Source organism: Saccharothrix sp. DSM 118769 (assembly GCF_052936295.1).
The window spans coordinates 9495219-9518694 of record NZ_CP193627.1; the positions used below are offsets into that span (position 1 = coordinate 9495219).

Sequence of the window (23476 nt, forward strand, 5' to 3'; positions counted from 1 at the left end):
ACCCGCCATCATCACGCAAGATTGCGCCATGCACGGACCCGAACTGCTCCTGTTGCTCGTCGGCGCGCTGCTGGTGACCGCGGCCGCCAAGCGGCTCGGCTGGTCGGCGCCGCTGGTCCTGGTCGGCGTCGGCCTGGCGGTGTCGTTCATCCCGGGCCTGCCGGCGTTCGCCCTGGAACCCGAGCTCGTCCTGGTGCTGGTGCTCCCGCCGCTGCTGTACTCGGCGGCGCTGGACAGCTCGTACCACAACATCCGCGCCAACCTGCGGCCGATCGGGCTGCTCGCGGTGGGCCTGGTGCTGGCCACCACGGTCGCCGTCGGCGTCGTGGCGCACCTGGCGCTGCCGGAGCTGCCGCTGTGGTCGGCGCTCGTGCTGGGCGCGGTGGTGGCCCCGCCGGACGCGGTGGCCGCGGTGGCGGTCGGGCGCCGGCTGAACCTGCCGCGCCGCACCATGACGCTGCTGACCGGCGAGAGCCTGATCAACGACGCGACCGCGCTGACCGCGTACAAGGTGGCCGTCGCGGCGGCGGCCGGGGCCACCGCGACGTGGGCGTCGGGCACCGGCACGTTCCTGGTCAGCGCGGGCGGCGGGGTGGTCGTCGGGCTGGTGGTCGGCGTGGCCGTGCGGTGGGTGCGCGACCGGCTGGACGACGGCGTGCTGGAGAGCGCGCTGGGCATGCTGGTGCCGTTCGGCGCGTACATCCTCGCCGAGGAGCTGCACTCGTCGGGGGTGCTCGCGGTCGTCGTGGCGGGCCTCTACATCGGGCACTACGCGCCGCGCAGCTCGTACTACACGCGCCTCCAGGACACCGCGGTGTGGCGGTCGGTGGACGTGCTGCTGGAGTCGTTCGTGTTCGCCCTGATCGGGTTGCAGCTCAAGACGGTCGTCGCGGCCGTGGACGTCACGTCCGCGCTGCTGTGGGGCGCGGCGGCGGTGCTGGCGGCGACGGTGCTGGTGCGGTTCGCCTGGATGTACCCGGCCGCGTACCTCCCCCGGCTGCTGTCGCGGCGGGTCCGCGAGCGCGAGCCGGCGCCGGGGTGGCGGGGCGTCACGGTGATCTCGTGGGCCGGGATGCGGGGCGTGGTGTCGCTGGCCGCCGCGGCGGCGCTGCCGCTGGACCTGCCGGGGCGCGACGTGATCGTGTTCTGCGCGTTCGTGGTCACGGTGGGGACGCTGCTGGCGCAGGGCACGACGCTGCCGTTCGTCATCCGCAAGCTGGGCCACCGGGGCGACGAGGCGCGGGCCGACGCGCTGGCCGAGGCGCAGGTGCAGCACGCGGCGGCGCAGGCGGCGGTGGCGCGGCTCGACGAGGTGGTGGAGGACGACGACCGCACGCCGGGGCACGTCGTGGAGCGGCTGCGGATCATGGCCGAGCACCGGGGCAACGCGGCGTGGGAGCGGCTCGGGCGGCAGGACGACGAGTCGCCCGCCGCGTCCTACCGGCGGCTGCGGCGGACCATGCTCGACGCCGAGCGCCAGGTGTTCGTCGAGGCCCGGGACGAGGGCCGGATCGACGACGAGGTGCTGTTCCGCGTGCTGCGCGAACTGGACCTGGAGGAGGCCGCCATCTCCCGCGAGTGACGGCGGGCGCCCGAGGCGTTCACCGTGACGTGGTCCCGGGTTCGCCCTACGGTGACCCGGACGTCGCGGTGCGCGACGAGGCTGCCGCGCGTCTGGATTCTCTACGGGAGGTCGGCGATGGTGCGGACGAGGATCGTCGGGGCGGCGCTCGCGGCGCTGGTGGTGGCCGGGGCGGTGGCGGTCCTGCCCGGTGGCTCCGCCAGCGGCGACGACCGCGCGCAGGTGGCGCGCAAGGGCCCGCTGGTGGTCGGCCACCGGGGTGCGTCGGGGTACCGCCCGGAGCACACGCTGGCGTCGTACGAGCTGGCCGCGCGGATGGGCGCGGACTACGTGGAACCGGACCTGGTCGTCACCAAGGACGGGAAGCTCGTCGCGCGGCACGAGAACGAGATCGGCGGCACCACCGACGTGGCCGCGCACCCGGAGTTCGCCGCGCGCAAGACCACCAAGGTCATCGACGGCACGTCGATCACCGGCTGGTTCACCGAGGACTTCACGCTCGCCGAGCTGAAGACGCTGCGCGCCGTCGAGCGCATCCCGGACACCCGGCCGCGCAACGCGCTCTACAACGGCCGGTTCGAGGTCCCCACCCTGGAGGAGGTCGTCGAGCTGACCCGGCGGCTGTCGCGCGAGCTGGGCCGCGACATCGGCCTCTACGCGGAGACCAAGCACCCGACGTACTTCCAGGAGATCGGCCTGCCCCTGGAGCCGCGCCTGGTCGACGTGCTCAACCGCAAGGGCCTCAACCGGCACGGCGCCGAGGTGTACGTGCAGTCGTTCGAGGTGGCGAACCTCAAGGCGCTCAAGCGGCAGCTCCGGGTGCCGCTCGTGCAGCTGGTCAGCGGCTCGGGCGCGCCGTACGACTTCGTCAAGGCCGGTGACAAGCGCACCTACAGCGACCTCGTGACGCCGGAGGGGCTGCGCGAGATCCGCACCTACGCGTCGGGCGTCGGCGCGGAGAAGAGCCGCATCATCCCGCGCGACGCCAACGGCAACCTGACGACGCCGACGACCCTCGTGCGCGACGCCCACGCGCGCGGCCTGGTCGTGCACGCCTGGACGTTCCGCAACGAGAACGCGTTCCTGCCGGCGAACCTCCGCACCTCCGCCGACCCGGCCGCCTACGGGCGCGCGTTCGACGAGTACACGGCGTTCTACGCCACCGGCCTGGACGGCGTGTTCGCCGACAACCCGGACACCGCCGTGGAAGCCCGCAACGGCTGACCGCCGTGCGACGGAGGGCCGTGCGACGGAGGGCCCCGGCACACCGCCGGGGCCCTCCCGCGCGCTCAGGCGGGGGTCACCCGGTGATCAGGACCCCCCGAGGGACAGGGTGTCACGGGGCACCGACAGGGCGGCGGCGTCGCCGGGCCGGGCGAGCAGGCCGCGCGCGGCCAGGAGGGGGCGGACGCCCTCGCCGAACCAGTACGCCTCCTCCAGGTGCGGGTAGCCGGAGAGCACGAACTCGTCCACGCCCAGCGCGTGGTACTCCTCGACCAGGTCCGCCACCTCCTCGTGGCTGCCCACCAGGGCGGTGCCCGCGCCGCCGCGCACCAGGCCGATGCCGGCCCACAGGCCGGGGTGGACCTCCAGGCCCCGCACGCCCCTCGACAGGTCGCCGCCGTGCAGGGCGACCATGCGCTGCTGCCCCACGGACTGCGAGGTGCGCAGCTGCTCCTGGGCCCGCGCCACCTGGGCCGGGTCGAGGGCCTCCAGCAGCTTCTCCGCCTCCCGCCACGCCTCGGCGGACGTGTCGCGGCTGATGGTGTGCAGCCTGATGCCGAACCGGATCGGGCGGTCGCCCGCCAGGTCGCGGACGCGGCCGATCTTCTCCGCCACCTGCGCCGGGGGTTCGCCCCACGTCAGGTACACGTCGGCGCGGCGGGCCGCGACCGGCAGGGCGGCGTCCGACGAACCGCCGAAGTAGATCGGCGGCACGGGGTCGGGCGCGCCCAGCACCGTGCCGCCCTCGATCCGGTAGTGGGCGCCCTCGAAGTGCACCGGCGTCCCGGACCACGCGGCGCGCACGACGTGCAGGAACTCGTCGGTGCGGGCGTAGCGCTGGTCGTGGTCGAGCCAGTCGCCGAACCGGCGCTGCTCGACCTCGTCGCCGCCGGTCACCACGTTGAGCAGCAGCCTGCCCCGGGAGATCCGCTGGTAGGTCGCGGCCATCTGGGCGGCCAGGGTGGGCGAGAGGACGCCCGGCCGGAAGGCGACCAGGAACTTCAGCGTGGACGTGCGGGCGATCAGCGCGGCGGTGGTGAGCCACGCGTCCTCGCACCACGTGCCGGTGGGCGTCAGCACGCCCTCGAAGCCGTTGCGCTCGGCCGCCTGAGCCACCTCGGCCAGGTAGTCGATGTCGGGGTCGCGCTGGGCGGCGGCCCCGAGGGAGCGGTTGGCGTGGAAGCGCTCGACGACCGTGCGCCCGTCGCCGGACGTGGGCAGGAACCAGTGCAGTACGACGCTCATGACCGCTCCCCTGGAACGTGCAGCCGTCGGGTTCGCCGCGCCGGGCAGCTCCGACGTCGTCCACTCGGCGGACCTGAGTTTTCGTCGTGCCCCGAGGGGAAGTCAACGCGTCCCGGATCGTGAAAATGCCTCCGACCCCGATTGCTTCGGGGTCGGAGGCACTGGTCCGAGGGGAGAGGGCTAGATGATCTCGTGGCGCACGATGGTCTGGTCGCGGCCGGGGCCGACGCCGATCGCGGACATCCGGGCGCCGGAGATCTCCTCCAGGTGCTCGACGTACGCGCGGGCGTTGGCGGGCAGCTCCTCGAACGTGCGGCAGGCGCTGATGTCCTCGAACCAGCCCGGCAGCTCCTCGTACACCGGCACGGCGTGGTGCACGTCGGTCTGCGTCATGGGCATGTCGTCGACGCGCTCGCCGTCGACCGTGTAGCCGACGCACACCGGCACCTTCTCCAGGCCGGACAGCACGTCCAGCTTGGTGAGGAAGTAGTCGGTGATGCCGTTGACCCGCGCCGCGTAGCGGGCGATCACGGCGTCGAACCAGCCGGTGCGCCGCGAGCGGCCCGTGGTGACGCCGAACTCGCCGCCGGTCTTGCGCAGGTGCTCGCCCATGTCGTCGTTCAGCTCGGTCGGGAACGGGCCGGAGCCGACGCGCGTGGTGTACGCCTTGAGGATGCCGATGACCGTGGTGATCCGGGTCGGCCCGATGCCCGAGCCCGCCGAGGCGCCGCCGGACGTCGGGTTGGACGAGGTCACGAACGGGTAGGTGCCGTGGTCGACGTCCAGCAGGGTGCCCTGCGAGCCCTCCAGCAGCACGGTCTCGCCGCGCTCCAGCGCCTGGTTGAGCAGCAGGCGGGTGTCGGCGATGCGGTTCGCGAACTTCGAGCCGTGCTCCAGCACGTTGTCCACGATCTCGTCGGCGTCGAGCGCCTTGCGGTTGTAGACCTTGACCAGCACCTGGTTCTTGAAGTCCAGGGCGGCTTCCACCTTCTGCCGCAGGATCTTCTCGTCGAGCAGGTCCTGGACGCGCACGCCGACGCGGGCGATCTTGTCCTGGTAGCAGGGGCCGATGCCGCGGCCGGTGGTGCCGATCTTGGCCTTGCCCAGGTAGCGCTCGGTGACCTTATCGATGGCCACGTGGTAGGGCATGATCAGGTGCGCGTCGGCGGAGATGATCAGCTTGCTGGTGTCCACGCCCTGCTCGTCCAGGCCGGCCAGCTCCTCCAGCAGCACGCCGGGGTCGACCACGACGCCGTTGCCGATGACGCTCGTCACGCCGGGCGTGAGGATGCCGGAGGGGATCAGGTGCAGGGCGAACTTCTGCCCGTCGGGCAGCACGACGGTGTGCCCGGCGTTGTTGCCGCCCTGGTAGCGGACGACCCACTGCACGCGGTCACCGAGCAGGTCCGTTGCCTTGCCCTTGCCCTCATCGCCCCACTGGGCACCGATCAGCACGACGGCCGGCATGTGAAACTCCAAGCGGTAGGACGGATGGTTACAGGGCAAGAGCGAATGCCGGTGCTTGAGGGTAGACCAGGAGATGAACGTGCGCGGAATCGTGCTGGCCTGCGGAAACTCGCAGTCGCCACTGATCACTGACGGTGACCGGTTGGAGGTCCGCCGGACGGCCGCACGCCCCGGGAAGGCCGAGGTGGACCCGGTCGTCGCCGGTCTGGGTGACGCGCGTCTCGTCGTGCACGGCACGGACGCCGACCTCAACGCGGTGGTGCTGCGCCTGCTGCGCACCGAGCGGCTGGCGGAGACGCCCGTCGGGTACGTGCCTTCGGACCCCGCTTCGGAGGTCGCGAAGCTGTGGGGCCTGCCGACCGACCCGGGCCGGGCGCTCGACCTCGCCCTGTCCGGCGACCCCGACCGGGTGTCCCTCGTGCGCAACGACGTCGGCGGCGTGCTCGTCGGCCTCGGCTCGCTCGGCCCGGTCCGCGGCGTCGGCTACGGCGACGACACGGTGGTGCTGCGCGGGCAGGCGAGCCGGATCGAGGTGACCCCGGACCCGGACGGCGGCCTCGGGCTCCTCGTCCGGGTGATCCACAAGCGGCTGCTCACCCGGAAGGTGAGGACGACGGCCGCGCGGGCGTTCCAGCTCGGGTGCCTGCCCGTGCAGGTGGACTCCGACGGGGTGGCGCACCCGCGGCCCATGGGCAAGTGGACGTGGTACCGCCACACGGAAGACCTGCGGCTCGTCCGCGGGGTGCACTGACGGAGAAATTTTCTCGTCGGTCATTCGAGTGTCACGCGAAAGCGTTGTACCGGCCGAAAAATTGCCCCAGGGTGATTCCGACAGCTTCCAACTAGGAAGGTCGGAATTATGTCAACGGTCAACAAAGCCGCGCGATTCTCGATCTCCTCCCTGCTCCTGGCTGGTGCGCTGGCCCTGAGCCTGGTCACCCCCGCCCAGGCGACGCCCCCGAACATCCCGAGCACCAGCACCGCCCTGGCGGAGCTGGCCGCGCTCGCGGTGGCGGCCGAGGGGTCCTCCACGGGCTACTCGCGGGACAAGTTCCCGCACTGGACCACCGTCTCGGGCGCCTGCAACACCCGGGAGCAGGTGCTCAAGCGCGACGGCACGAACGTGGTCACCGACTCCGCGTGCGCCGCCACCTCCGGCCGCTGGTACAGCCCGTACGACGGCGCGACCTGGAGCGCGGCGTCCGACGTGGACATCGACCACGTCGTGCCGCTCGCCGAGGCGTGGCGCTCCGGCGCGTCGTCGTGGACCACGACCAGGCGGCAGTCGTTCGCGAACGACCTGGGCGGCCCGCAGCTCATCGCCGTCACGGACAACGTCAACCAGGCCAAGGGCGACCAGGACCCGGCCCTGTGGAAGCCGCCGCTGGGCTCGTACTGGTGCACCTACGCCAAGATGTGGACGCGATCCAAGTACAAGTGGGGTTTGACGGTGAACCCGGCGGAGAAGTCTGCGTTGCAGGCCATGCTCGGCGGGTGTTGATTGTCGATTCTGGGAGCTGATCCGGGTGGCCGAACGCTCGTCCCCTTTCGTGGCCGGTCCCGGTGGCGTGATGACCGACGAGGTCGGCGTCGTCACCGGTGACCTCGAACTGCGCACCACGCTGGAGCGCGGCGCGCTGCGCGCCGAGGTCCGCTACGAGGGCGCGGAGGAGTGGTACGCGATCACCGGCGCGTCGTGCCGCCTCGCGGACCCGCGCGACCACGACGCCGTGCACGCCGTCCTGCTCGGCGTGCTCAACCGGCCGGAGGGGTAGTCACCCGGGAGGGTCGGCCCTGGGAGGGTCGGCCCCGGGAGGTCGACCCCAGAGGGGCGCCGCCCCCGACCCGCGTCAGCCCTTGCGGGTCAGGGGCGGCAGCGCCTCCACGGCCTCCGCCCGGGACAGCCCGGTGGCCTGGAGCAGGTCCACCGCGACCGACCGGACCTGGGCCAGCACCACCCTGGTGGAGAAGCCCTCGCCGCCCAGCACGTGCGTCGTCGCCGCGGCGGCCCCGCACACCGCCGCGCGGGCCCCCACCGGCTCGTCACCGCGCTCCAGCTCGTTCCGCAGCACGTCGACCGCGTCCGCGTACCGCCGCAGCACGTCGGGCAGCACGTCGGGCACGCGCTCGCCGTCGCGCAGGGCCGCCAGCGCCCGCCGGGCCAGCACGCGCGTGTTGCGCAGCGCGTAGTCCACCGGCGCCGCGGCCGTCTCGTACCGGCCCAGCTCGTGCCGCCGCCGCCACCGGATCGGCGCGATGGTGGCGATCTCGCCGCCGGTCTTCAGCGCGGACGTGAACTCGTCCACCGCGTCCTGGCTGTCCCGCAGCCGCGCCAGCACGCCGGCCGCCCGCACGGCGTCCCGTTCGGACACCGACGCCGCGACGCCGCGCAGCGCGGTCGTCAGCTCGCCGAGCACCACCTTCGCCTGCCGGTGCGCCACGGTCAGCGGGTTCGCGGGCAGCAGCGCCGTCACGGCGAGCCCGACGAGCCCGCCCACCAGCGCGTCGACCATCCGGTCGAGCCCGCCGCCCGCGCTGGGCGGCAGCAGCGTGGCCACCAGCACGGCCGACGACCCGGCCTGGAGCGCGATGACCGCGCCGCCGTCGAGCAGCACGGCCGACGACATCGCCAGCGCCACGACCAGCGCGATCTGCCACGTGCCGGAACCGATGAGCGAGATCAGCACGTCGCCGACGCCCACGCCCACCGACACGCCCACGACGAGCTCGACGACCCGCCGCAGCCGCTGCCCCAGCGAGACGCCGAGGCAGACGACGGCGGCGATCGGCGCGAAGAACGGGTGCGCGTGACCGACGACCTCGGTGGCGACCAGCCAGGACAGCCCGGCGGCGAGCGCGGCCTGCGCGATCGGCAGGGCCGTGCTCCGCCACCGCTTCAGCCTGCGCGCCACCTCGTCGCGCACGGCACCCACGCCGTCAGCCCAGGCCGAGGGCGGCGGGCGCCGCGGGGTCGCTGTCGGCGAGGAACCCCCGGCAGCGCTCGTGCTCTTCGGCCTCGCCGATCTCGTCGGCGGCGCGGGCCAGCGCGGCGAGCGCGCGCAGGAAGCCGTGGTTGGGGCGGTGCGACCACGGGATCGGGCCGTGGCCCTTCCAGCCGGCGCGGCGCAGCTGGTCGAGGCCGCGGTGGTAGCCGGTGCGGGCGTAGGCGTACGCGGCGACCGGGTCGCCGGTCTGCAACGCGCGTTCGGCGAGCAGCGCCCACGCCTCGCTGAAGTCGGGGTACGCGCGGACGATCTTGGCCGGGTCGGTGCCGGCCTCGGCGGCGGCCTGCGCCTCCGGCCGGTCGGGCAGCAGCGTGGGGGCGGGACCACCGAGCAGGTTCTCCATGCGGTCAGGATAGGAACACCCGGGCGACCGCAGCGACCAGTGCCAGCACCAGCGCGGTCACGACGATCCCGGCGACGACCCTCTTGCCCATCACGACGCTCCACGACTCTCAGCGGACTCTCAGCCGGGGCACTTTCCCGCACCCGGCCGAACAGAGCAACGTCGCTCACCTGTTAGGGTCAATTGTCGAGGAAAAGGCCAGCTCACATTCACCCCTAGGGGAAACACCAGCATGAAACCGGGGGAGAGCACCCTTCCGGCGACACCGGCCCGGACGCATCATGAGCGGGTGAAAACGGGGGTCATCGAGCGCGGCAGGCAGTTCCGCGACCAGTACTGGGAGCGCGGCGAACCCGGCCGCGACACCCCGCCGCGGCTGGCCGCGGGTCTCTACCACCTGTGGTTGGCGGGCCTGCTGCTCAAGCTGCTCGGCTCCACGTGGGACGTGGCGTGGCACTTCAAGTGGCTGCGCGACGAACTCGCCCCGCCCCACATGCTGAACACGTTGGGCACGGTGATCGTCGTCGCGCTCACCCTGTTCCACACCTACACCGGCTACGGCGCCGACCGCACGGCGCTGCGCCTGATGCAGTGGGGCACCGGCGTCTTCCTCGTCGCGCTGCCCATCGACCTGATCAACCACCGGGTCAACGGCCTGGACATCACGTCGTGGAGCGGCTCGCACGCCCTGCTCTACCTGGGCACCGCGATCATGCTCGCCGGGGCGGTCCGCGGCTGGCTGCGGCTCTACCCGGCCACCCGGTGGCGCGTGCCCGGCCTCGCCGCGCTGTGGTTCTTCTTCCTGGAGAACGCCTGGTTCCCCAACCAGCACCAGGAGTACGGCGTCCTGGAGATCGCCTCGTGGGACCGCGGCGACCCGTACGCCGAGCCGATCCTGCTCCAGTTCGCCGCCGACCAGATCGGCCGCCCGGTGGACCGCGAGTCGATCGTCCAGTTCTCGCTGCCCATCCCGGACTGGGTCTACCCGGTGTGGGGCCTGGTGGCCGCCGCGCTGGTGCTGCTCGTCGCCCGCCGCACGCTCGGCGGACGCTGGTCCGCGACCGCCGTGGCCGCGGGCTACGTCGCCTACCGCTGCCTGGTCTGGCCGCTGCTGGCCGGCGCCGACTTCCCGCTGTCCGCCGTGCCGCTGTTCCTGGTCCTCGTCGGCCTCGCGGTCGACGCCGCCCACCTCGGCCGGGTGCCCGCGCCGGTGTCCGCCGTCCTCGGCGCCGCCGCCGTGACGGGCCTGGGCTACGGCGGCATCTGGCTCCAGCAGTCCTTCGACGCGGCCCCGCCGATCCTCTACCCCTCGGCCGTCGCGACGTTCGCGCTGCTCGCGGTGCTCTGGGTGGTCGCGGACCGCCTCACGACGAGGACCACCGCCCGGGAACCGCTCGTCACGGCCTGACCGACCCCGGACGCGGGACGGCCCCCTCCACACCGCGCGGAGGGGGCCGTCCCGGTTGTCGTGCGGGTGCGTCAGCCGGCGATCATGCGGCCGGAGGACTTCAGGTGCTCGCACGCCTGGGCGATGCGGGCGGCCATGCCCTGCTCGGCGGCCTTGAGGTAGGAGCGCGGGTCGTACGCCTTCTTGTTGCCGACCTCGCCGTCCACCTTGAGCACGCCGTCGTAGTTCTGGAAGAAGTGACCCACGATCGGCCGGGTGAACGCGTACTGCGTGTCCGTGTCGATGTTCATCTTGATGACGCCGTAGGTCAGCGCCTCGTGGATCTCCTCCAGCAGCGAGCCGGAGCCGCCGTGGAAGACCAGGTCGAACGGCTTGGAGCCGGCCGCCAGGCCCAGCTTCTCGGCCACCACGTCCTGGCCCTGCTTGAGGATCTCCGGGCGCAGCTTCACGTTGCCCGGCTTGTAGACGCCGTGCACGTTGCCGAAGGTCGCCGCCACCAGGTAGCGGCCCTTCTCGCCGGCACCGAGGGCGTCCACCGTCTTCAGGTAGTCCTCGGGCGTGGTGTAGAGCTTCTCGTTGATCTCGTGCGCGACGCCGTCCTCCTCGCCGCCGACGACGCCCACCTCGATCTCGAGGATGATCTTCGCCTTGGCGGTGAGGTCGAGCAGCTCGGCGGCGATCTTCAGGTTCTCGTCCAGCGGCACGGCCGAGCCGTCCCACATGTGCGACTGGAACAGGGGGTTGAGGCCCTTGTCCACGCGCTCCTGGCTGATCGCGACGAGCGGGCGGACGTAGCCGTCCAGCTTGTCCTTGGGGCAGTGGTCGGTGTGCAGCGCGATGTTCACCGGGTACTTCTCGGCGACGACGTGCGCGAACTCCGCCAGCGCGACCGCGCCGGTCACCATGTCCTTGACCTTGGTGCCCGAGGCGAACTCGGCACCACCGGTCGAGACCTGGATGATCCCGTCGCTCTCGGCCTCCGCGAAGCCGCGCAGCGCCGCGTTGAGGGTCTCGGACGAGGTGACGTTGATCGCGGGGTAGGCGAACTCGTTCGCCTTCGCGCGGTCGAGCATCTCGGCGTAGACCTCGGGGGTTGCGATGGGCATCGGTGGGTCCTCCTCGGGTGCCCGGAACGCGGTGTCGGCAGCATCCTACGGCCACGCCCGGCGGGGAATTTTGATCACCGGCATAGTGGTGGCATGGCGATCGCACGGTGGAACGGCGAGATCATCGCCGAGAGCGAGAAGACCGAGACGGTGGAGGGGAACCACTACTTCCCCGCCGAGTCCGTCCGCACGGAGTTCTTCAGGCCGTCGGAGACGACGTCGGTGTGCCCGTGGAAGGGCACGGCGAACTACTACACCCTCCACGTCGGGGGCCAGGACAACCCCGACGCCGCGTGGTACTACGCGGAGCCCAAGGAGGCCGCGGCGAACATCAAGGGCCACGTCGCGTTCTGGCGCGGCGTCGAGGTGTCCGACTAGTCGGGGTCGTCGCCCGGTCGGGGTCGTCGCCCGGTCAGGGGTTTCACCCGGTCGGGGGCGTCGCCCGGTCGTTCTCGACCGGGCGGGCCGGGGCGCCCTGACCGGTGACCAGGCCGAGCGCCTCCGCGACCTCGCGGTAGGCGTCCCGACCGGGCGCGGCGCCGACCACCTGCACGGCGACGTGGTCGGCGCCCGCCTCGCGGTGCTCGCGCAGCCGCGTGGCGACCCGCTCCACCGGGCCCCAGGCGACGAGCGAGTCCACCAGGCGGTCGCTGCCGCCGTCGAGCAGGTCGTCCTCGGTGAACCCGTGGCGCAGCCAGTTGCGCGTGTAGTTCGGCAGCCCCAGGTAGAACGACAGGGCCTGGCGGCCCAGGTCGCGGGCCACCGCGGGGTCCTCCTCCAGCACCACGTGCTGCTCGGGCGCCAGCAGCGCGCCAGACCCGACCGTATCGCGGGCCCGCGCCGTGTACTCGGGCGTCACCAGGTAGGGGTGCGCGACGGAGGTCCGCGCCACGGCCAGGCGCAGCACCCGCGGCCCGAGCGCGGCCAGCGCCAACCGGTCGCGCGGCACGTCCAGCTCGTCCAGGTAGTGGACCAGCTTCTGGTACGGGCTGTGGTACACCTCACCCACGATCTCCCGGTGGCCCACGCCGATGCCGACCAGGAAGCGGTCCGTCCAGGCCAGCTCCCGGTACCCGTCGTTGACCTCGGACGCGGGCGTCGTCCACACGTTCAGGATGCCGGTGGCCACGGTCAGCTTCTCGGTGGCCGACAGCAGGTCCGCCACGGTCGGGAAGACCTCGGACCCGGGCGACCCGCCCAACCAGAGCGTCCCGTAGCCGAGTTCCTCCAGCTCACGGGCGCGCTCGCCACCACCGACCCACTTCGGCGCCATGTCCCACACGCCGTACCCGCCCAACTCGACAGACATTTCGCCTCCCTGCGAACCAGCCCTCGGACAGCAGCAACCCCTCCACCCCTGGTTTTAGTCCTGACTGCTCCGTTCGGCGCGGAGCGGACGGGTGGGGTTGGGTTCGCGGCATGACGAAACTGGGAACCAGCGACCTCGACGTGTCGCGGCTGTGCCTGGGCGGGAACGTCTTCGGGTGGACCGCCGACGAGGCGACCTCGTTCGCCGTGCTGGACGGGTTCACCCGTGCGGGTGGCAACTTCGTGGACACCGCCGACTCGTACTCGATGTGGGCCGAGGGGCACATCGGCGGCGAGTCGGAGCGGGTCATCGGCCGGTGGCTCAAGTCCCGGGGCAACCGCGACGAGGTCGTCGTGGCCACCAAGGTGGGCATGCTCCGCGGGCTGGACGGCCTGCGGGCGGACACGGTGGAGCGCGCCGCCGAGGAGTCGCTGCGCCGCCTCGGCGTCGACCACATCGACCTGTACTACGCGCACCGGGACGACCCGGACACCCCGCAGGAGGAGACGCTCGCGGCGTTCGACCGGCTCGTGCGGGCGGGCAAGGTCCGGCACGTCGCGGCGTCGAACTACACCGCGGAGCGGCTGGCCTCGGCGCTGGAGGTCTCCCGGCGCGAGGGGCTGGCGTCGTTCGTCGCGCTCCAGCAGCCCTACAACCTGGTGGAGCGCGACTACGAGGGCGACCTGCGGGACGTCGTGGCGTCGGCCGGGCTGGCGTCCGCGCCGTACTGGGGCCTGGCCAAGGGCTTCCTGACCGGCAAGTACCGGCCCGGCGCGACCGTCGACAGCCCGCGCGCGGCGGCGGCGTCGAAGTACCTCGACGAACGCGGGCTGCGCGTCCTCGCGGCCGTCGACGAGGTCGCGGGGGCGCGCGGGACGACCCCGTCCGCGGTCGCCCTGGCGTGGCTCGCGAGCCGGCCGACGGTGGCCTCGCCGATCGCGAGCGCCCGCAGCGCCGAGCAGCTGGAGGCCCTGCTGCCGGCCCTGGAGCTGGAGCTGACGGCCGACGAGCTGGACGCGCTCACGTCCGCGAGCAATGTTTAACTCTTCAGTAGCTTACTGGCGGTAAGTTGCGTTACGGTGGCCTCCTTCGAGCCTGAGGAGGTCACCGTGGACGTTGCGGGCAAGGTCGTCCTGATCACTGGCGCGGCCAGGGGCATCGGCGCGGAGGTGGCGCGGCGGATGGCCGCGAAGGGCGCGAAGGTGGCCCTGGTCGGCCTGGAGGGCGAGCAGCTGCGCGAGGTCGCCGAGCAGTGCGGCGGGCGGGCGTGGGAGGCGGACGTCACCGACTGGGACGCCCTGGAGACCGCCGTCGCCGGCGTCGTCGACCACTACGGCGGCCTCGACGTGGTCGTCGCCAACGCGGGCATCGCCGCCACCGGCTTCATCCGGTCGATGGACCGGGCGGCCTTCGAGCGGGTCATCGAGGTCAACCTGCTCGGCGTGTGGCGGACCGTGCGCACGTGCCTGCCGCACCTGGTCGCGAGCCGCGGCTACTGCCTCGTCGTGTCGTCGCTGGCGGCGATCGTGCACATCCCGGGCAACGCCGCGTACTCGGCGGCCAAGGCGGGCTGCGAGGCGTTCGCCGACAGCCTGCGCGCCGAGGTCCGGCACCTGGGCGTCGACGTGGGCGTGGCGTACTTCTCGTGGATCTCCACGGACATGGTGAACAGCGCCGACGAGCACCCGGTGTTCGGCCCGCTGCGCCGGGGCATGCCGGGGTTGGCGAGCAGGAAGTACCCGGTGTCCGACGTGGGCAGGGCCGTGGTCCGCGCCGTCGAGCGGCGGGCCAAGGCCGCGCACGTCCCGGGCTGGGTGGGCGGCCTCAAGATGTTCCGCGCCTTCACGCCGGCCGTGGTCGCGCGGCAGATCCCCAAGTCGATGGCCGCCGCCGACCGCGCGATGGCCGAGAACGACACGTCCGGCCTGGTGGGCCCGGGCGGCACCGCGGCCGGGAAGAACTGACCGCCGGGCCGGGACCCGCCGGACCTGTCGGTCCAGCTCGGGCCGCCGGTCCCGCTCAGGCCACCGATCCCGCTCGGATCGCCGGTCCCGCCCGGGTCGTCGCCGCGGGTCAGGAGACCCAGTTCCCCATCAACACCTGCCACTCGTGCACGCGCGTCTCGGTCACCACACCGGCGGGCGTGTACGGGTCGGCGGCGAGCACCTCGCGCAGCTCCGCCTCGTCGGCCACCTCGTAGACCAGCAGCGCGCCGGTCTGGTCGGACCACGGTCCCGAGACCAGCAGGACACCGCGCTCGACCAGCGCGGCCAGGTACTCCCGGTGGGCGGGTCGCACCGCCAGCCGGGCCTCCTGGTCGTCCCCGAACACCAACTCGACCGCGAACCTGGCCATGTGGACACACCTCCGTTGCACGACGCCGCACCGAAGCTACCCCCCGACGCGGTAACGTCTTTTCCGTGGTCGGTCCGGAGCAGAACAGCGGTGGCATCGCGCGCGTGCAGGACACGCTGACGAACCTGCGCATCCAGGACGGCGCGGCACCCGCGCCGACAGGCCCGCTGACCCTGGAAGACCTCTACCGCCAGCACCGGATGCGGTTGGTGCGGCTGGCCCTGCTGCTGGTCGACGAACCGGCGACGGCGGAGGACGTGGTCCAGGAGGCGTTCACCGGCCTGCACCGCAACTGGTCCAACCTGAGGGACGCGCAGGCCGCCGTGGGTTACCTGCGGACGGCGGTGGTGAACGGTTCGCGCAGCGTGCTGCGCCGGCGCAAGACGGCCCGCGACTACACCCCGCCGCACGTGGCGAACGCGCGGTCGGCGGAGAGCCTGGCCATGCTGACGGCGGAGCACCAGGCGGTGGTGTCCGCGCTGTCCCAGCTGCCGCCGCGCCAGCGCGAGGTGCTGGTCCTGCGCTACTACGGCGACCTGTCGGAGGCCGAGATCGCCGAGGCCACCGGCATCAGCAAGGGGACGGTCAAGAGCACCGCCAGCCGAGCCCTGGACGCCCTCCAGAAGATCATGGCCAACCGCTGACCCAGCGCCCAGCGCCAGCTACATCCGCCACCCCACTCGCCAGCCCACCTGGCCAGGCAAGTATCGCCGGATTGTTCAACAATACCCCAATCCTCAACCAACCCACCCCACCCGCTCAACCCCACCCGGCCGCCCCATCCGGCCACCTCGGCAAGCCGCCCGGCCGCCCTCACCTGGCCACCCCGCCCGGCCACTGCGCCCCGCCCGGCCACCGGCCCCTGCCAGCCTCGCCCGGCCGCCTGCTCGCTTTGCCCCACCCGGCCCAGCCTTGCCCAGCCCGGCTTTGGTCCCGCCCTGGGACTTGCCCGGCCCCGCCCAACCCCGGCCCTGCTTGACCCGACCCGGTCCGGCTCGGCCTGACGCGGTCCTACTTGACCCGGGCCGGCCTGACCCGACCTTGGCTTTCCCTGCCCGCCTTGCCTTTCCCTGCCCGGCGCCGCTCCAGATTCGGCCAATCGCCCTGCCTTGCCCGGCCGCCAGTCCTGCCTTGCTTTGCCCCCAGCACCTCCGCTGCCACTGCCCTGCCCGCCCGCCGCACCCCGCCCTCAGTCCTGCTGCGCCCGCCCTGCCTCGGCTTCCGCTGCGCTGTCTTGGCCTCGGCTTCCGCTGCGCTGTCTTGGCCTCGGCTTCCGCTGCGCTGTCTTGGCCTCGGCTTCCGCTGCCCCTGCCCCTGTCCCTGCGCCGGCTTCCGCTGTGCTGCCCTGCCTTGAGGTGTGCCGCTGTCCACTACCTCGAATAGAGGATTGTTGAACAATCCTTTTGTAGGACCGTGCTACACAACAGCGGCGAAATAGGGTCGTCACGGCACGGCAACTGTCCCAATCCGCTACTTGGTATAGACCAATGGCGTCCCATGCCGCAGTATCGACCCTCGTGGCGCGCACCAGACACGTGATAGCCGTCGACGTCGGCGGGACCGGGACGAAGGCCGCCCTGGTCACCGGGACCCCGGACGGGGTCGTGCCGGTGAAGCAGCAACGCCGTCCCACCAGGCCCGGCGGCGACGCCGTGGTCGAGGACGTGACCTCCCTGGTCGACGAACTGCGCACCGCGAGCGAACACCCGGTGGAGGCCGTCGGCCTGGTCGTCCCCGGCATCGTGGACGAGACCACCGGCACCGGCGTCTACTCCGCCAACCTGGGCTGGCGCGACCACCCGTTCCGCACCACCCTCGAAGCCGCCACCGGCCTGCCGACCGCGTTCGGCCACGACGTGCGCGCCGGCGGTCTCGCCGAACTGCGCCTGGGCAACGCCCGCGGCCTGACCAACGCGGTGATCATGCCCATCGGCACCGGCATCGCCGCCGCCCTCGTCCTGGACGGCCGCGTCTCCCCCGCACCCGGCGAGGTCGGCCACGTCGACGTCGGCCACGGCGACCCGTGCGGGTGCGGCCAGACGGGGTGCGTCGAGGCGCGCGCGAGCAGCGCCGCCATCGCCCGTCGCTACGCGGAGCGGACGAACCGGCAGGTCGGCGGCGCGGCGGAGGTCGCCCGACTGCTCAGCACGGGTGACGCGGACGCGGCAGCGGTGTGGACGGAGGCGGTGGACGCCCTCGCACGGGGCATCCTGCTGGTGGCGGCCCTGCTCGGGCCGGAGGCGGTGGTGCTGGGCGGTGGCCTGGCACTGGCGGGGCCGTTGCTGACGGACCCGCTGGGCGAGCGGCTGGACGAGCTGATCACGTTCCAGCGGCGCCCTGAACTGCGGTTGGCGGCGTTGGGCGACGAGGCCGGGTGCCTCGGCGCCGCGCTGCTGGCCATCGACATGCTGGAGGAAAGATGAGCACGTGGGGTGGGCCCGTGGACGTGACCCTGACCGGTGGTCGGGTCGTCACGCCCGACGGGGTGCTCGAACAGGGGTGGGTCGCGGTGCGCGACGGCCTGATCGCGGCCGTCGGCGAGGGCGCGCCGCCGGACGGCCCGACGACGGACCTGGACGGCGGCTGGGTGGTGCCGGGCTTCGTCGACATCCACTGCCACGGCGGCGGCGGTGAGGCGTTCACCAGCGCCGACCCGTCCCGCGTGACCAAGGCCGCGAACGCGCACCGCCGGCACGGCACCACCACGATCGTCGCGAGCCTGGTGTCCCGCCCCGTCCCGGAACTCGCCGACCAGGTCAGGGCGCTGACCGAACTGGTGCAGGACGGTGTCCTGGCGGGCATCCACCTGGAGGGCCCGTTCCTGTCCGCCGCGCGCTGCGGCGCGCACGACCCGGCCATCCTGTGCCCGCCGGAGCGCGGCGCGCTCGACCGGCTGCTGGCCGCGGGCAGCGTCCCCACCGGCCGCGACGCGGTCCGGATGATCACCGTCGCCCCGGAGCTGGAGCACGGCGTGGACGCCGTCCGGCACCTGGTCGAGCAGGGCGTGCTGGCCGCGATCGGCCACACCGACGCCACCGAGGCCCAGATCCGCCCGGCGGTCGAGGCGGGCGCGACGGTCGCCACCCACCTGTTCAACGGGATGCGCCCGCTGCACCACCGCGAGCCCGGCCCGATCGGCGCGCTGCTGGACGACGAGCGGGTCACCGTCGAGCTGATCTGCGACCTCGTGCACCTGCACCCGACGGCCGTGCGCCTGGCCGCCCGGCACGCGGGGCGCGACCGCACCGTCCTGGTCACCGACGCCATCGCGGCGGCGGGCGTGGGCGACGGCGTCTACGACGTCGGCGGCCTGGAGGTCCGCGTGGTGGACGGCGTGCCGACGCTGGCGGGCGGCGCGTCCCTCGCGGGCAGCACGCTCACCATGGACGCCGCGTTCCGCAACGCGGTCACCTCCTGCGGCCTGACCGTGGAGGAGGCCGTGTCCGCCACCTCCGCGCGGCCGGCGCGGCTGCTGGGCCTGGAGGGCGTGACCGGCGAGCTGCGCGCGGGCCTGGCCGCCGACGTCGTCGTCCTCGACGCCGAGCTGCGCCCGCGCGAGGTGATGAGCCGGGGCGCCTGGGTCAAGGACTGACGCCGGCGAGGACCGACCCCCGCGCGAACCGGCCCCGCGCGAACCGACCGGCCCCGCGCGAACCGGCTCCCGGGAGCGGGGGCCGGTGCCACACTGGGTCCGTGCCCGAAGACCACGAGAAGCTGGTGACCGACGCCCTGCGCGCCCAGGCCACCAGTTCCGGCGCGCACCCCGCGGTCCCGGCGCGCCCGCCCCGCCCGACCCTCGGCGCGGGGTGGGTGCTGCTGCTCGCCGTGCTGCTGGGCCTCGCGTCGGGCACGGTCGTGGCGGTCGTCACGCTCCGTTGAGGCTGTACGGTGGGCGGCGTGACGGTGTCGCCGATTGCCCTCGGTCCGGACTGGCTCGACCCGCAGGTCCTGCTCGAAGGACTCGGGCCGTACATGCTGGTCGGGCTCTGCTTCATCATCTTCGCGGAGTGCGGCCTGCTGGTCGGGTTCTTCCTGCCCGGCGACTCGCTGCTGTTCACGGCGGGCATGTTCGTGGCGACCGGCCTGCTGGAGTACCCGCTGTGGCTGGTGTGCCTGCTGCTCACGGTGTGCGCCATGCTCGGCAACGTCGTGGGCTACTGGATCGGCTACCGGGCGGGGCCCGCGCTGTTCAGCAAGCCCGAGTCGAAGATCTTCAAGAAGGAGTACGTCGACAAGACGGAGGAGTTCTTCGAGAAGTACGGCGCGCGGGCGATCGTCATGGCCCGGTTCGTGCCCATCGTGCGCACGTTCATCACCGCCATGGCGGGCGTGGGCCGGATGGACCGCCGCAAGTACTTCACCTACTCCTTCATCGGCGGCATCGCGTGGGCCGCGGGCATCACGGTCCTCGGCTACTTCCTCGGCCAGATCCCGTTCGTGCGGGACAACATCGAGATGATGCTGATCCTGATCGTGCTGATCTCGGTCGTCCCGATCATCATCGAGGTGATCAAGGCGCGGCGCGAGAAGAAGTCGCTGCTCGCCCAGGAGGTCGAGGACGTCACGCAGGTCATCGACCGCGTGGACGACTTCGCCGAGGAGCACCGCTTCGCCGACGACCGCACCCAGCAGATCCGGCGCATCGACTAACAGCGCACCGACCAGCAGCGCACCGACCAACGGCCCACGCGCGGCCGGCGCTCACGGCCGGCGCTCACGGCCGGCGCTCACGGCCCGGTGCTCACAGCGAGAACATCGACCCCGGGTTGAACAGGTTCCGCGGGTCCAGCGCGCGCTTGACGTCGCGGTGGACGCGGAGGCCGACCGGGCCGATCTCCCTCTCCAGCCACTCGCGCTTGACCTTGCCGACGCCGTGCTCGCCGGTGACCGTGCCGCCCAGCGCCAGGCCCAACCCGAGGATCTCTTCGAACGCCCGCCGCGCCCGCGCGAGCTCGCCCTCGGACGACGGGTCGTACACGATCGTGGGGTGCATGTTGCCGTCGCCCGCGTGCCCGACCACGGCGACCCGCAGCCCCACCTCGTCCGCGATCCGCTCGCACCCGGCGATCAGGTCCGCGATCCGCGTCCGCGGCACGCACACGTCGTCGGTCAGCCACGCCCCGTAGACCTCCAGGGCGGGGAGCACGGCCCGCCGCGCGGCCAGCAGGTCGCGCCCCTCGGACACGTCGTCCGTGGCGTACACCAGCTCCGCGCCCGCCGCGGCGCACGCCTCCTCGATCGCGGCCAGCTCCCGCCGGGCCGCCTCGCCGCCCGAGTCCGACTGGCACAGCAGCAGCGCCGCGCCCGCGTTCAGGTCGGTCTTCAGGTGCTGCTCGACCGCCCGGATCGACGTGCGGTCCATGATCTCCATCAGGGACGGCACGACGCCCTCGGCCACGACCCGGCTCACCGCCGCGCCCGCCGCCGCCGTGCTGCCGAACGTCGCGACCAGCGTGGCCGGCGCCTGCGGCAGCGGGCGCAGCGCCAGCGTGGCCCGGGTGATCACGCCGAGCGTGCCCTCGCTGCCGACGAACAGCTTGGTCAGGTCGTACCCGGCCACGCCCTTCACGGTCCGCCGGCCGGTGCGCAGCAGCTCGCCGTCGGCCAGCACGACGTCCAGCCCGAGCACGGAGTCCGTGGTCACGCCGTACTTCACGCAGCACAGGCCGCCCGCGTTGGTGGCCAGGTTGCCGCCGATCGTGCACCAGTCGTAGCTCGACGGGTCGGGCGGGTAGAACAGCCCGTGCTTCTCCACGGCGGCGCGCAGGTCGAGGTTGACCACGCCCGGCTCGACGACGGCCAGCCGGTTGTCCGGGTCGACCTCCACGATCGCGTTCATCTTCGTGGTGACCAGCACGACGCAGCCCTCGACCGCGTTGGCCGCGCCGGACAGCCCGCTGCCCGCGCCGCGCGGCACGACCGGCGTGCCGGCCGCCGCGCACGCCCGCACCACGGCCTGCACCTGCTCGGCGGACGACGGCAGCACGACGGCCAGCGGCTGCCCGTGCGGGGCCAGCGGCATCATGTCGCGCCGGTAGGCCGCGGTGACGTCGGCGTCGGTGAGCACCGCGTCGGCGCCGATGGCGGTGCGGAGTTCGGCCAGCAGGGACCCCATCCCCCCACGCTAACGCCGTTCGACGCGAAGGCAACGGTTGCGTTGCGTAGTCGTCGGTCACCGTTGAGCCACGACTTCGAGGCTTCCTCGAACCGTTGACGCCAAGTCGCCCAGTCGAGCCCCCGGTGCCACGTACCCTGCACGGGTGGTGTTGTCCGCTACGTCCGAAGCCATGTCGTTCGGCTCGCTCGATTCCGCAGGCCCCACGGCCGTGTGGTTGATCACGCTGAGCTTCATCTTCTTCGAGTGCGCGTTCGTCTTCGGGTTGTTCCTGCCCGGCGACTCGCTGCTGTTCGCCGCCGGCGTCGTCCTGGCGTCGCACGACGGCGAGCTGTCGGCCTGGTTGCTGTCGCTGGCCGCGTTGATCGTGGCCGTCGTCGGCAACCAGATCGGCTACTACATCGGCAGGCACACCGGCACCAGGCTGCTCGCGCGGCGTGGCGGCAAGGTGCTGAACCGGCAGAACCTGGACAAGGCGCGGGACTTCCTGGACCGGCGCGGCTTCTGGGCGGTCGTGCTGGCCCGCTGGATACCGTGGGTGCGCACGCTGGCCCCGATGATCGCGGGCGCGGCCCGGATGGACCCGCGCAGGTTCATGCTGGCCACGACCATCGGCGCGATCGCGTGGGTGCCGACGCTGGTGCTGGCCGGCTACTACGGCGCGGGCCTGCTGTCGGCCGTGCCGTGGTTGGAGACGGTCGCGCTCGTCGTCAGCGTCGCGTTCTTCGTGCTCGGCACGGCGTACGGCGTGTTCCGCTACCGGCAGGAGATGAAGAAGCCGGTGGACGAGGAAGCCTCCCTCCCCCAGTAGCCGCGACTACCGGTGGCCGCGACCCCCGGTGGCCGCGACCCCGCTCAGAGCACCTCGCCGATCACCAGGTCGGCGGTGGCCTTCGACGCGTTCACCATCAGCGCGTTGACGTGGTCGCTGCCGCGCAGCACGCGCTCCCGCGCCTCCTCCGCCGACCGCCCGTACCGGACGTGCCGGTCGACGAGCCGCGCCACCCGCAGGTCCTCGTCGACCAGCAGGAACCACGCCTCGTCCAGCACCAGCCGCACGCGCTTCCACTTGTCGTACTGCATCAGCAGGTAGTTGCCCTCGGTCACGACCAGCGGCACGGACGGGTCGACCGGCACCGCGCACGCCACCGGCTCCTCGATCTCGCGGCGGAACTCCGGCGCGTACACCACGTCCGGCCCGCGCGCCTTGAGCCGGCCCAGCAGGTCGACGTAGCCAGGCACGTCGAACGTGTCCGGCGCGCCCTTGCGGTCGGCGATGCCCAGCCGCTCCAGCTCGCGCTGCGCCAGGTGGAAGCCGTCCATCTCCACCAGGGCCGCGGCGGCGGGCCCCAGCGCGTCCACCAGGCGGCGCGCGAGCGTCGACTTGCCCGACCCGGGCGCGCCGCCGATGCCGAGCAGCCTGCGCTCACCGGTGTCGGCCAGCAGCCGCGCCCGGTCGACCAGCTCGTCGAACCTCACCGACTGTCCCGCCACCGTCCCAGCCCTTCCACCCAGTCCGCCGCCGCGTGCCGCACGCGCACCGCCGCGACCTCGTTCGCCCACCGCACCGCCGGTCCGATCGACCGGCCGAGGGCGAGGGCGACCGCCAGCGCGCCGTGCCACACGTCGCCCGCGCCGTTGGTGTCGCGGACCTCGACAACAGGTACCTCCTGCGAGCCCGTCGCACCACCGCGCGACCAGGTGACGGGACGCGGACCGCGCGTGCGCACGACCAGCGGCACGCCCCGGTCGTGCAGCTCCGCCTCGGACAGCTCGAACCCCTCGGCGCACGCGGCCACGTCCACCAGCGGCAGCAGCTCGTCGAGCACCGGTTTCCAGCTGCCGCCGTCCAGCAGCACCGGCACGCCCCGCCGCCGCGCCTCGCGCGCCACCGCGACCGCCGCCGCGCCCAGGTGACCGTCCACGAGCACCACGTCCGCCCCGTCCACGACGGCCGGGTCCACCGCACCCGCCCCCAGCGCGCCCACCTCCACGTCGGCGGCGTTGCGCGAGACCACGGTCCGCTCGCCGTCGCGGTCGCGCACGACCACCGCGCTCACCGCCGGCCCCGGCCCGATCGAGCGCACCTCCACCGGGTGCAGCCGCTCCCGCGCGAACCCGCCCAGGTCACCGTCCACGGCGGTCAGCAGCACGGCCCGGTGCCCGAGCGCGGCCACGGCGCGCGCCGCGTTCGCCGCCGGTCCACCCGGCACCACCTCGACGCCCAGCGACTGCACCTTCCGCCCCGGCTCCGGGAACTCGGTGACGCGCTGGGTCACGTCCACGGTCGTCAGCCCGACACACAGCACGCAGACCA

The 23476-nt window shown here is 73.0% G+C and carries 25 protein-coding genes; 15 read left to right on the top strand and 10 right to left on the bottom strand.

From position 1 onward, the window contains the following. Positions 1 to 28 precede the first annotated feature (28 nt). Together ACRAKJ_RS40870 and ACRAKJ_RS40875 are read left to right on the top strand one after the other, a co-directional pair. Positions 29 to 1582: a Na+/H+ antiporter gene (locus ACRAKJ_RS40870; protein WP_438920168.1), complete on the top strand. Its 1554-nt coding sequence runs from the start codon at positions 29 to 31 to the stop codon at positions 1580 to 1582. Positions 1583 to 1699: 117 nt separating this feature from the next. Then, entirely contained in the window at positions 1700 to 2806 is a 1107-nt protein-coding gene (locus ACRAKJ_RS40875; RefSeq protein ID WP_438920169.1) for a glycerophosphodiester phosphodiesterase family protein, read from the top strand. Between the two features lie 87 nt (positions 2807 to 2893). Here the strand turns inward: ACRAKJ_RS40875 and ACRAKJ_RS40880 are convergent, their stop codons facing one another. Continuing rightward, complete coding sequence (locus ACRAKJ_RS40880) at positions 2894 to 4051, bottom strand: LLM class flavin-dependent oxidoreductase (RefSeq protein WP_438920170.1); 1158 nt, start codon at positions 4049 to 4051, stop codon at positions 2894 to 2896. 180 nt (positions 4052 to 4231) lie between these two features. Then, positions 4232 to 5518 carry an adenylosuccinate synthase gene (locus ACRAKJ_RS40885; RefSeq protein WP_438920171.1) on the bottom strand — a complete coding sequence of 429 codons (1287 nt, stop codon included), beginning with the start codon at positions 5516 to 5518 and terminating at the stop codon, positions 4232 to 4234. Between the two features lie 73 nt (positions 5519 to 5591). Here ACRAKJ_RS40885 and ACRAKJ_RS40890 point away from each other — a divergent pair, with 73 nt between their 5' ends. The 3 genes from ACRAKJ_RS40890 to ACRAKJ_RS40900 all read left to right on the top strand — a co-directional run bounded on the left by ACRAKJ_RS40890 (position 5592) and on the right by ACRAKJ_RS40900 (position 7293). Then, positions 5592 to 6269: a hypothetical protein gene (locus ACRAKJ_RS40890; protein ID WP_438920172.1), complete on the top strand. Its 678-nt coding sequence runs from the start codon at positions 5592 to 5594 to the stop codon at positions 6267 to 6269. 108 nt (positions 6270 to 6377) lie between these two features. Next, positions 6378 to 7019: an HNH endonuclease family protein gene (locus ACRAKJ_RS40895; RefSeq protein WP_438920173.1), complete on the top strand. Its 642-nt coding sequence runs from the start codon at positions 6378 to 6380 to the stop codon at positions 7017 to 7019. A 70-nt stretch (positions 7020 to 7089) separates the two neighbouring features. Beyond that, entirely contained in the window at positions 7090 to 7293 is a 204-nt protein-coding gene (locus tag ACRAKJ_RS40900) for a hypothetical protein (protein ID WP_438920174.1), read from the top strand. Positions 7294 to 7368: 75 nt separating this feature from the next. On the opposite strand, the gene ACRAKJ_RS40905 is transcribed toward ACRAKJ_RS40900, so the two are convergent. Both ACRAKJ_RS40905 and ACRAKJ_RS40910 read right to left on the bottom strand, forming a co-directional pair. Then, positions 7369 to 8451: an FUSC family protein gene (locus tag ACRAKJ_RS40905; protein WP_438920175.1), complete on the bottom strand. Its 1083-nt coding sequence runs from the start codon at positions 8449 to 8451 to the stop codon at positions 7369 to 7371. A gap of 4 nt (positions 8452 to 8455) precedes the next feature. After that, a complete protein-coding gene (locus ACRAKJ_RS40910; RefSeq protein ID WP_438920176.1) occupies positions 8456 to 8866 on the bottom strand; it encodes a DUF3151 domain-containing protein in 411 nt (136 codons plus the stop codon). A 289-nt stretch (positions 8867 to 9155) separates the two neighbouring features. Between ACRAKJ_RS40910 and ACRAKJ_RS40915 the strand changes: the two genes are divergently transcribed. Further along, positions 9156 to 10274 carry a hypothetical protein gene (locus ACRAKJ_RS40915; protein WP_438920177.1) on the top strand — a complete coding sequence of 373 codons (1119 nt, stop codon included), beginning with the start codon at positions 9156 to 9158 and terminating at the stop codon, positions 10272 to 10274. Positions 10275 to 10345: 71 nt separating this feature from the next. Here the strand turns inward: ACRAKJ_RS40915 and fbaA are convergent, their stop codons facing one another. Then, positions 10346 to 11380 (bottom strand): class II fructose-bisphosphate aldolase, encoded by a 1035-nt coding sequence (gene fbaA / locus ACRAKJ_RS40920; RefSeq protein WP_438920178.1) that lies wholly within the window; start codon positions 11378 to 11380, stop codon positions 10346 to 10348. A gap of 93 nt (positions 11381 to 11473) precedes the next feature. Here fbaA and ACRAKJ_RS40925 point away from each other — a divergent pair, with 93 nt between their 5' ends. Further along, positions 11474 to 11758 (top strand): DUF427 domain-containing protein, encoded by a 285-nt coding sequence (locus ACRAKJ_RS40925; protein ID WP_438920179.1) that lies wholly within the window; start codon positions 11474 to 11476, stop codon positions 11756 to 11758. A gap of 43 nt (positions 11759 to 11801) precedes the next feature. Here ACRAKJ_RS40925 and ACRAKJ_RS40930 read toward each other — a convergent pair whose 3' ends face one another. Then, the gene (locus ACRAKJ_RS40930; RefSeq protein WP_438920180.1) at positions 11802 to 12689 is read right to left on the bottom strand and encodes a TIGR03620 family F420-dependent LLM class oxidoreductase; all 888 of its coding nucleotides are present in this window, start codon (positions 12687 to 12689) and stop codon (positions 11802 to 11804) included. Between the two features lie 110 nt (positions 12690 to 12799). Between ACRAKJ_RS40930 and ACRAKJ_RS40935 the strand changes: the two genes are divergently transcribed. Next, on the top strand, positions 12800 to 13732 hold the full coding sequence (locus ACRAKJ_RS40935; RefSeq protein WP_438920181.1) for an aldo/keto reductase: 933 nt from the start codon (positions 12800 to 12802) through the stop codon (positions 13730 to 13732). A gap of 66 nt (positions 13733 to 13798) precedes the next feature. After that, the gene (locus ACRAKJ_RS40940) at positions 13799 to 14653 is read left to right on the top strand and encodes an SDR family oxidoreductase (protein ID WP_438920182.1); all 855 of its coding nucleotides are present in this window, start codon (positions 13799 to 13801) and stop codon (positions 14651 to 14653) included. A 109-nt stretch (positions 14654 to 14762) separates the two neighbouring features. On the opposite strand, the gene ACRAKJ_RS40945 is transcribed toward ACRAKJ_RS40940, so the two are convergent. Further along, positions 14763 to 15044, bottom strand: coding sequence for a YciI family protein (locus ACRAKJ_RS40945; RefSeq protein ID WP_438920183.1), 282 nt, complete (start codon positions 15042 to 15044; stop codon positions 14763 to 14765). A 65-nt stretch (positions 15045 to 15109) separates the two neighbouring features. Here ACRAKJ_RS40945 and ACRAKJ_RS40950 point away from each other — a divergent pair, with 65 nt between their 5' ends. The 5 genes from ACRAKJ_RS40950 to ACRAKJ_RS40970 all read left to right on the top strand — a co-directional run bounded on the left by ACRAKJ_RS40950 (position 15110) and on the right by ACRAKJ_RS40970 (position 19694). Further along, positions 15110 to 15688: a SigE family RNA polymerase sigma factor gene (locus tag ACRAKJ_RS40950; protein ID WP_438920184.1), complete on the top strand. Its 579-nt coding sequence runs from the start codon at positions 15110 to 15112 to the stop codon at positions 15686 to 15688. 873 nt (positions 15689 to 16561) lie between these two features. Further along, positions 16562 to 17467, top strand: a complete 906-nt coding sequence (locus ACRAKJ_RS40955; protein ID WP_438920185.1) for an ROK family protein — start codon at positions 16562 to 16564, stop codon at positions 17465 to 17467. Then, positions 17464 to 18636, top strand: coding sequence for an N-acetylglucosamine-6-phosphate deacetylase (gene nagA, locus ACRAKJ_RS40960; protein WP_438920186.1), 1173 nt, complete (start codon positions 17464 to 17466; stop codon positions 18634 to 18636). The genes ACRAKJ_RS40955 and nagA overlap by 4 nt, the downstream gene beginning before the upstream one ends. Before the next feature lie 101 nt (positions 18637 to 18737). Continuing rightward, positions 18738 to 18923: a hypothetical protein gene (locus ACRAKJ_RS40965; RefSeq protein WP_438920187.1), complete on the top strand. Its 186-nt coding sequence runs from the start codon at positions 18738 to 18740 to the stop codon at positions 18921 to 18923. A 93-nt stretch (positions 18924 to 19016) separates the two neighbouring features. Next, complete coding sequence (locus ACRAKJ_RS40970; RefSeq protein WP_438920230.1) at positions 19017 to 19694, top strand: VTT domain-containing protein; 678 nt, start codon at positions 19017 to 19019, stop codon at positions 19692 to 19694. 91 nt (positions 19695 to 19785) lie between these two features. Here ACRAKJ_RS40970 and ACRAKJ_RS40975 read toward each other — a convergent pair whose 3' ends face one another. Next, complete coding sequence (locus ACRAKJ_RS40975) at positions 19786 to 21159, bottom strand: FAD-linked oxidase C-terminal domain-containing protein (RefSeq protein WP_438920188.1); 1374 nt, start codon at positions 21157 to 21159, stop codon at positions 19786 to 19788. A gap of 172 nt (positions 21160 to 21331) precedes the next feature. On the opposite strand from ACRAKJ_RS40975, the gene ACRAKJ_RS40980 reads away from it, so the two are divergent. Continuing rightward, positions 21332 to 21970, top strand: coding sequence for a VTT domain-containing protein (locus ACRAKJ_RS40980; RefSeq protein WP_438920231.1), 639 nt, complete (start codon positions 21332 to 21334; stop codon positions 21968 to 21970). A 44-nt stretch (positions 21971 to 22014) separates the two neighbouring features. Here ACRAKJ_RS40980 and ACRAKJ_RS40985 read toward each other — a convergent pair whose 3' ends face one another. Continuing rightward, entirely contained in the window at positions 22015 to 22638 is a 624-nt protein-coding gene (locus tag ACRAKJ_RS40985) for a nucleoside/nucleotide kinase family protein (RefSeq protein ID WP_438920189.1), read from the bottom strand. Next, entirely contained in the window at positions 22635 to 23468 is an 834-nt protein-coding gene (locus tag ACRAKJ_RS40990) for a PfkB family carbohydrate kinase (protein ID WP_438920190.1), read from the bottom strand. Before ACRAKJ_RS40990 ends, ACRAKJ_RS40985 begins: the two co-directional genes overlap by 4 nt. Positions 23469 to 23476 lie beyond the last annotated feature (8 nt).

Bases quoted from the DNA above. Each gene is read 5' to 3' on its own strand.
- ACRAKJ_RS40930 (WP_438920180.1), bottom strand. From the start codon at position 12,689: ATGTCTGTCGAGTTGGGCGGGTACGGCGTGTGGGACATGGCGCCGAAG.
- ACRAKJ_RS40970 (WP_438920230.1), top strand. From the start codon at position 19,017: ATGCTGGTCGGGCTCTGCTTCATCATCTTCGCGGAGTGCGGCCTGCTG.
- ACRAKJ_RS40925 (WP_438920179.1), top strand. From the start codon at position 11,474: ATGGCGATCGCACGGTGGAACGGCGAGATCATCGCCGAGAGCGAGAAG.
- ACRAKJ_RS40935 (WP_438920181.1), top strand. From the start codon at position 12,800: ATGACGAAACTGGGAACCAGCGACCTCGACGTGTCGCGGCTGTGCCTG.
- ACRAKJ_RS40885 (WP_438920171.1), bottom strand. From the start codon at position 5,518: ATGCCGGCCGTCGTGCTGATCGGTGCCCAGTGGGGCGATGAGGGCAAG.
- ACRAKJ_RS40880 (WP_438920170.1), bottom strand. From the start codon at position 4,051: ATGAGCGTCGTACTGCACTGGTTCCTGCCCACGTCCGGCGACGGGCGC.
- ACRAKJ_RS40980 (WP_438920231.1), top strand. From the start codon at position 21,332: ATGTCGTTCGGCTCGCTCGATTCCGCAGGCCCCACGGCCGTGTGGTTG.
- ACRAKJ_RS40945 (WP_438920183.1), bottom strand. From the start codon at position 15,044: ATGGCCAGGTTCGCGGTCGAGTTGGTGTTCGGGGACGACCAGGAGGCC.
- fbaA (WP_438920178.1), bottom strand. From the start codon at position 11,380: ATGCCCATCGCAACCCCCGAGGTCTACGCCGAGATGCTCGACCGCGCG.
- ACRAKJ_RS40895 (WP_438920173.1), top strand. From the start codon at position 6,378: ATGTCAACGGTCAACAAAGCCGCGCGATTCTCGATCTCCTCCCTGCTC.
- ACRAKJ_RS40870 (WP_438920168.1), top strand. From the start codon at position 29: ATGCACGGACCCGAACTGCTCCTGTTGCTCGTCGGCGCGCTGCTGGTG.
- ACRAKJ_RS40890 (WP_438920172.1), top strand. From the start codon at position 5,592: ATGAACGTGCGCGGAATCGTGCTGGCCTGCGGAAACTCGCAGTCGCCA.
- ACRAKJ_RS40875 (WP_438920169.1), top strand. From the start codon at position 1,700: ATGGTGCGGACGAGGATCGTCGGGGCGGCGCTCGCGGCGCTGGTGGTG.
- ACRAKJ_RS40900 (WP_438920174.1), top strand. From the start codon at position 7,090: ATGACCGACGAGGTCGGCGTCGTCACCGGTGACCTCGAACTGCGCACC.
- ACRAKJ_RS40910 (WP_438920176.1), bottom strand. From the start codon at position 8,866: ATGGAGAACCTGCTCGGTGGTCCCGCCCCCACGCTGCTGCCCGACCGG.
- nagA (WP_438920186.1), top strand. From the start codon at position 17,464: ATGAGCACGTGGGGTGGGCCCGTGGACGTGACCCTGACCGGTGGTCGG.
- ACRAKJ_RS40975 (WP_438920188.1), bottom strand. From the start codon at position 21,159: ATGGGGTCCCTGCTGGCCGAACTCCGCACCGCCATCGGCGCCGACGCG.